Genomic DNA, 6,680 nt, shown 5'->3' on the forward strand with positions numbered 1-6,680 from the left:
GGCCAGCACGGCGTGCGCGTTGGTGCCGCCCATCCCGAAGCTGCTCACCCCGGCGACGACCTCGCCGGCGGGCAGCCGCAGCGGCGCCTTGAGCAGGGCCAGGCCCCGCTCGGCCAGCCGCAGCTGCGGGTTCTCCCGGTCGGCGAACGGGCTGGCCGGCACGACGCGGTGGTGCAGCGCGAGCGCCACCTTGATCAGCCCGGCGATGCCGGCGGCCGCCTCGGTGTGCCCGAGGTTGCCCTTGACCGAGCCGATCGCGCACGGCTGTGCGCGGGGCACGGCGTGCACCTCGCCGAGCGCCCCGCACTCGATGATGTCGCCCAGCGCGGTGCCGGTGCCGTGCGCCTCGACGAAGCGCACCTGGTCGGGGGTGACCCCCGCCCGGCGGTAGGCGGCCGCCACGACCTCCTGCTGGGAGCGGCGGTTGGGGGCGGTGACCCCGTTGCTGCGGCCGTCCTGGTTGACGGCGGTGCCGCGGATCACGGCGTACACCCGCTGCCCGTCGGCCAGCGCGTCCTGGAGCCGGCGCAGCACCACCACGCCGACGCCGTCGCTGCGTCCGATGCCGTCGGCGTCGGAGCTGAACGGCTTGCAGCGGCCGTCCGCCGAGGCCAGCCCCATCTGGGAGTAGACCATGCCGAGCGCCGGGCTGAGCACGAGGTTGACCCCGCCGGCGAGCGCGGCGGAGCACTCGCCCGACAGCAGGGAGTTGACCGCCAGGTGCACGGCGACCAGGGAGGAGGAGCACGCCGTGTCGACCGACAGGCTCGGCCCCTTCAGGTCCAGGTGGTACGAGATCCGGTTCGCGGCCATGCCCGCGCTGGAGCCGGCGCCCAGCTGGGGCGTCACCCGCGCGGTGTCGGACAGGTGCAGCTGGCCCCACTCGCTGCCCATCATGCCGACGAACACGCCGGTGTCGGACCCGGCCAGGGCGCGCGGAGAGCGGCCCGCGTCCTCCAGGGCCCGCCAGGCGCACTGCAGCAGCAGCCGGTGCTGGGGGTCCATGGCCGCGGCCTCGCGCGGGGAGACGGTGAAGAAGTCGTTGTCGAAGACGTCGGCGTCCGCGATGAAGCCGCCGCGCACCGGGGCCCCGCGGCCGGCGCCGAACCGGCGCCCCTCGGGCTGCTCCCCGGTCGCGTCGCCGCCGCTCATCAGCAGGTCCCAGTAGGCGTCGGGATCCGGTGCGCCGGGGAAGACGCAGTCCAGCCCGACGAGGGCGACGGAGGTCACCGGGCGCCCCCCGGGGCCGGCACCACGCCGCGCGAGGAGAGGTGGGCGACCAGGGCGACGACGGTCGGGTGGTCCCAGGCCAGCGACGGGTCCACCGCGATGCCGAAGGCGTCCTCGATGTCGCCGCACAGGCTCAGCGCGCCCACCGAGTCCATGCCGTACTCGGCGAGCGGCACGGTCGGGTCGATCGTGTCCGGCAGCCGGTCGAGGTAGACGGCCAGGCGGTCGGTCAACCAGTGGTGCAGCGGGGCCGTGCCGTGCAGCGGGGCCGTGCCGTGCGGCGACAGGGGGAGCGACATCCGGGGACTCCTTGCGTGCGGGCTTGTCGGGAAGGGGGTCGGGGCCGGTGCCCGTCAGCCGGACAGGGGGGTGTTGTGCAGGTCGTAGCTGCGCCGGTCGCCGAAGCGGGCCAGCACCTCCTGGTGGACGCGGGCCATCGCCTGCGGCGGCAGGTCCACGGGCGGCGTCCCCAGCCGGCGGCAGATCCGGTGCAGCGCCGCCGCCGCCCAGGACGGGTCCGCCAGGAACGGGTCCGGCCCGTCGCTGTTGTGCCGCCAGACGCCGAGCACGGCGGCCGCGGCCAGCACCAGGACGTAGCGGTCGGTGAGCGCGAACCAGGCCGGGCCGACCGGGTGCGAACCGTCCAGCGGCGGCAGGGCCAGCACCCGGCGGCGCAGGTCGTGCAGCTCGCCGACCAGGTGCCGGGCCATCGTCCGCAGCGCCGCCGCCACCGGCCCGTGCCCGGGCAGGATGTCGGCGGTGGCCACCAGGGCGGCGCTGAGGCTGTCGCGCCCGCTGGCCAGGGCCAGGTCGGCGTAGCGGAACGGCGGCAGCGGGGCGTTGGGCCGGAACAGCGCGGCCGGCGCCTCCTCCTGGGCGAACCAGGATGAGGACGCCAGCTGCCCCAGCTGAGGGATGATCGTCGCCTGGCAGGCGACGGTGCCCGCGTGGCCGAGGCTGATCACCGGCACGTCCCGGATGTGCTTCTGCAGGACGCCGACGGTGCCCTCGCGCGTGTACAGGTGCGAGCCGAGCACGGTCGACAGCTCGTACATCGTCTCCACCAGCACGCGCGGCAGCAGCGACTTCACCGCCGCCGAGTACACGCTGGTCTCGGCCGGCAGCAGGTGCAGCGCCCGGGTGGCGACGACCGCGAGGCAGTCGTACAGCAGTAGGTTGACGAACGCGCCGGCCATCGTGTTCGCGGTGTGCTGCGGGTCCACCGGCGAGGTCCCCGTGTCGCCCGGACCCTGCCGGCGGTCGACCAGGACCGCCGTGCGCAGGCTGGTGTCGACCGCGCCCACGGACAGGGCGGACATCAGGGTCCGGCTCATCTGGAACGACAGCAGCGAGGTCGCGACCCCGCTGCCGGGCTCCCCGAGCAGCGCCTCCCCGGGGACCGGGCAGGCGTCGAAGCGGACGCCCGAGAAGAAGCAGGAGCGCAGGCCCACCGCCGCCGGCCGCCGCTCGGTCGCGTACCGGTCGGCGGGCAGCTCCCGCGGGTCCAGCAGCAGGGCGCTCTGCGAGCCGCCGGGGAAGTGGTCCCCGGTGCGGCAGAACAGCACCAGCGCGTCGGCCCGGTGCAGGTTGTTGACCACGGGCTTGGTGCCGGTGACCGACAGGCCGCCGCCGGGCACCGGGACGGCCGAGATCTGGTTGCGCACGAAGTCGTTGGTGTGCGCCGTCTCGTGCTGGGCGATGGCCGCCTTCGAGCCGCCCAGCAGCAGGTCGCCCAGCCGGCGCCGCTGGCGTTCGTCGCCGCGCATCCACACGTCGGACGCGGCCATGAACGTCGTCATCCCGTAGCCCATGCCGAGCGAGACGTCGCGGCGGAACACCGGCCGCATCACGCGCAGCAGGCCGTCGGCGGAGTCGAACCGCCCGCCCAGCTCCCGGGGCACGAACTCGCGGTGCATGCCGAACGAGTCGAGCAGCGCCTCGGCCTGCGGCGAGAGCGCCGCCGCCTGGTCGGAGGCCAGCAGCGCCCGGTGCCCGGCCGGGTTGGCGGGGACGCCCGGATCGCCCAGCAGCGCCTCCAGCGCGGCCGCCCGCACCTGGCCGCTGGTCGACTCGGACGAGGGGGAAGGCGAGGGGGAGGGTGCGGACTCGGACGAAAACGAGGGCGCGGGGCCCGCCGCGGCGGCGGCGGCCGGGGCGGCCGGCGGCGCCGCGGTCAGGGTGCTCACCACGCCGTGCCCAGGTCCGCGCCGGCCGGGGGCAGGTGGACCGAGGGGCGCAGCAGGTCCTCGCCGAGCAGCTCGTGCCGCGGGCGCACCAGGGCGCGCACGGCCGGGTCGAGCACCTCGTACGAGCCGACGACCCCGCCCTCCAGGAACAGCCTGCGGATCAGGGTCCGCTGGATCTTGCCGCTGGTGGTGCGGCGCAGGGTGCCAGGCCGCACCAGGACCACGTTGCCCGCCGGCACGTCGAAATCCTGGCCGACGAGGATCTGGACGCGGCGGGCGAGTTCGCGCAGCCGGTCCCAGTCCGCGGTCTCGGTGCGCACCTCGTGCACCACGACCAGCTGTTCGCGGTTCCCCGCCTCCACGGTGAACACCGCGCCGTGCGCCCCGGCCAGCGCGGGCTCCCGTTCGCGGACCGCCCACTCGACGTCCTGCGGGTAGATGTTGCGGCCGCCCAGGATGATCAGCTCCTTGAGCCGGCCGGTGACGTACAGCTCGTCCCCGTCGAGCACGCCGAGGTCGCCGGTGCGCAGGAAGTCGCTCTCGCCGTCGTCCACCACGGCGTGGAAGGTGCGCGCGGTCTCCGCCGGGCGGCGCCAGTACCCCTGGGCGACGCTGTCGCCGCGCACCCAGATCTCCCCGACCCGCCCGTCGGGCACCTCGCCGCCGGTCACCGGGTCCACGATGCGCACGGCGAAGTCCCGTACGGCGCCGCTGCCGACGAGGGTGCGCACCGGCTGCCCGGGCCGGGGCGGGCGCAGCTCGTCGTACTCCAGGCCGGCCGCGTCGACCGTCCGGGTGCGGAAGGGCTCGCCCGGTCTGCCGCCGGAGACCACCAGGGTCGCCTCGGCCAGCCCGTAGGCGGGGTAGAGGGCCTCCCGGCGCAGGCCGGCGGGGGCGAAGCGGTCGGCGAAGGCCTCCAGGGTCGTCGGGCGCACCGGCTCGGCGCCGTTGATCGCCAGCCGCCAGCTGGACAGGTCCAGGCCCGCCAGCTGCTCGTCGGTGGTGCGGCGTACGCACAGGTCGTAGCTGAAGTTGGGGCCGCCGCCGATGGTCACGCCGTACTCGCCGATCGAACGCAGCCAGCGCACGGGACGCTTGATGAAGCTGTGCGGGGCCATCTGCACGGCCCGGGTGCCCAGCCACAGCGGGTGCAGCAGATGGCAGATCAGGCCCATGTCGTGGTAGTGCGGCAGCCAGCTGCCGAAGACGTCGTCGGCGGTGGAGCCCAGGACCCGCCGCATCGCCTCCATGTTGGCGATCAGGTTGCGGTGGCTGACCATCACCCCGCGCGGCTGCGAGGTCGAGCCGGAGGTGTACTGGAGGAAGGCGAGGTCGTCCGGGCCGGTCGCGGGGGGCTGCCACGGGTCGGCGGCCGCGGCCTCGTCCACGTCCGTGGCCAGGCACACCGTCTCGCCGCGGCCGGCCATGGCCAGCCACAGCGACACGTCGGGGGCGTGCGCGGAATCGGTCAGCACCAGCTGCGCGCCGGTGTCGCGGAGGATCCCCGACACGCGCTGCAGCCGCTCCCCGCGGTCTCCCGGCAGCGGCGCCGGAACGGCGATCGCGCCGGCGTACAGGCAGCCGGCGAAGGCCTTGAGGAAGCCCGGGCCCGGCGGGTAGAGCAGCGGCACCGGCTGGCCCTGGGCGCCGTGCTCGCGCAGCCGTACGGCCAGGCTGCGGGCGGCCCGGTCGAGTTCGCCGTACGTCAGGTGCTCCGCCTCGGTGCCCCCGCCGGGCCGCTCGTGGAGGAACACGAGAGCGTCGCGCCCGGACAGGTGCGCGGCACGCTCCCGCAGCACATCGGTGAACGTAGCGGATCCAGTCAACGTCTGCCCCCTTCGACCGCGTCCGGGGCAGCAGCGGAACGCCCGGCGCCCCTCTCGCCAACGCCCTGGCATGGTGCGCACCGCAGCTAAAGCGCGGCTTGCGGAGCTGGGGGCGGGGCGCGGGGTCGGGTCGGCGGGCCACCGGCGGCAGGGTCCGTAGGCCCGGATCAGGGGTCGGGATGTCCGGATTCGGGGGTGCCGGCCCGCCTATGGTGGCGGGGCCGGGGGCGCCTGCCGCCGCCCGTGCGACGGCGACGGAACCGACGGAACCGACGGAGCGGGGGGCTGATGCGATTTCGGTTGCTGGGGGCCCTGGAGGTGCACGGCGTGGGCCCCGACGCACGCGATCTGACGCCGCGTGCGGCCAAGATCCGCGTGGTGCTCGCCACGCTGCTCGTCCGGGCCAACGAGATCGTGTCCGTGGACAGCCTCATCGACGAACTGTGGGGCGAGCAGCCGCCGCGTACGGCCACCACCACGCTCCAGGTCTACATCTCGCAGCTGCGCAAGCTGCTGCACGCCATGGACCCCGAGGCCGGCCGCGACGCCCTGGTGACCCGGCCGCCCGGCTACCTGCTGCGCGTGGACCCCGCCCAGCTGGACCTGGCCCGCTTCGAGGAGCTGCACGCCCAGGGACGGGCCGCCGCGGCGGCGCAGGACCCGGCGGCCGCCGCGGACCTCCAGCGGCGCGCCCTCGCCCTGTGGCGGGGACCGCTGCTGTCCGACACCCCGCACGGGGCCCTGCTGGAGAGCACCGCGATCCGCCTCGGCGAGGTGCGCGCGGCCGCGCTGGAGCAGCGGATCCGGGCCGAGCTGCGGCTGGGCCGCCACCAGGAGCTCGTGGGCGAACTCCAGGCCCTGGTGACCGAGATGCCGATGCGCGAGGAGTTCCACGGCCACCTGATGGTGGCGCTGTACCGCACCGGGCGGCAGGCCGACGCCCTGCAGGCGTTCGCGCGGCTGCGCCGTACGCTCGTCGACGAACTGGCCATCGAGCCGGGCCGGGCGCTGCAGGAGCTGCACGGCCGCATCCTGACCGGCGACCCCGTTTTGCTGCGCCCCTCCGCTGCGCCGTCCGGCTCACTGGCCGGCGCACCGTCCGGGGCACTGTCCGGCGTACCGTCCGGGGCACTGTCCGGCGCACCCGAGGAGGCCGCCGGCCCCGCCGGGCCGGACGTGGTGCTGCCCGCCGGGCCGGTGGACGGACTCCCGGCGCCCGACCCGCTGTTCACGGGCCGCGACGACGACCTGGCCGCGCTGGCGGAGCTGCTGCGGGACGTCCCCGAGGGCGGCTGCGTCGCGATCACCGGCGCGGCGGGCACGGGCAAGACCGCGCTCGCGCTGGCCGCCGCCCACCGGGCCGGCGACCTCTTCCCCGACGGCCGGGTCCTGCTGCCGCTGCACGACGCGGCCGGGCAGCCGCTCGACACCGTGGCGG

The 6,680-nt window shown here is 75.7% G+C and carries 5 protein-coding genes; 1 reads left to right on the forward strand and 4 read right to left on the reverse strand.

The annotated features are described in order from the left end of the window. The 4 genes from GPJ59_RS31710 to GPJ59_RS31725 all read right to left on the reverse strand — a co-directional run. The coding region (locus GPJ59_RS31710) for a beta-ketoacyl [acyl carrier protein] synthase domain-containing protein (protein ID WP_219671369.1) at nt 1-1,230 on the reverse strand (1,230 nt) is incomplete at its 3' end. Continuing rightward, a complete protein-coding gene (locus tag GPJ59_RS31715) occupies nt 1,227-1,529 on the reverse strand; it encodes an acyl carrier protein (RefSeq protein ID WP_219671370.1) in 303 nt (100 codons plus the stop codon). The genes GPJ59_RS31710 and GPJ59_RS31715, both read right to left, overlap by 4 nt. A 54-nt stretch (nt 1,530-1,583) precedes the next feature. Next, nucleotides 1,584-3,416, reverse strand: a complete 1,833-nt coding sequence (locus tag GPJ59_RS31720; protein WP_308120594.1) for an acyl-CoA dehydrogenase — start codon at nt 3,414-3,416, stop codon at nt 1,584-1,586. Beyond that, nucleotides 3,413-5,242: a fatty acyl-AMP ligase gene (locus GPJ59_RS31725; RefSeq protein ID WP_258025223.1), complete on the reverse strand. Its 1,830-nt coding sequence runs from the start codon at nt 5,240-5,242 to the stop codon at nt 3,413-3,415. The genes GPJ59_RS31720 and GPJ59_RS31725 overlap by 4 nt, the downstream gene beginning before the upstream one ends. A gap of 288 nt (nt 5,243-5,530) precedes the next feature. Here GPJ59_RS31725 and GPJ59_RS31730 point away from each other — a divergent pair. Continuing rightward, a partial coding sequence (locus tag GPJ59_RS31730; protein WP_219671372.1) for an AfsR/SARP family transcriptional regulator occupies nt 5,531-6,680 on the forward strand: 1,150 nt, incomplete at its 3' end.

Origin of the sequence: Streptomyces bambusae, assembly GCF_019400985.1 — a bacterium.
Taxonomy (GTDB): Bacteria; Actinomycetota; Actinomycetes; order Streptomycetales; family Streptomycetaceae; genus Streptomyces; species Streptomyces bambusae_A.

Bases quoted from the DNA above. Each gene is read 5' to 3' on its own strand.
- GPJ59_RS31715 (WP_219671370.1), bottom strand. From the start codon at position 1,529: ATGTCGCTCCCCCTGTCGCCGCACGGCACGGCCCCGCTGCACGGCACG.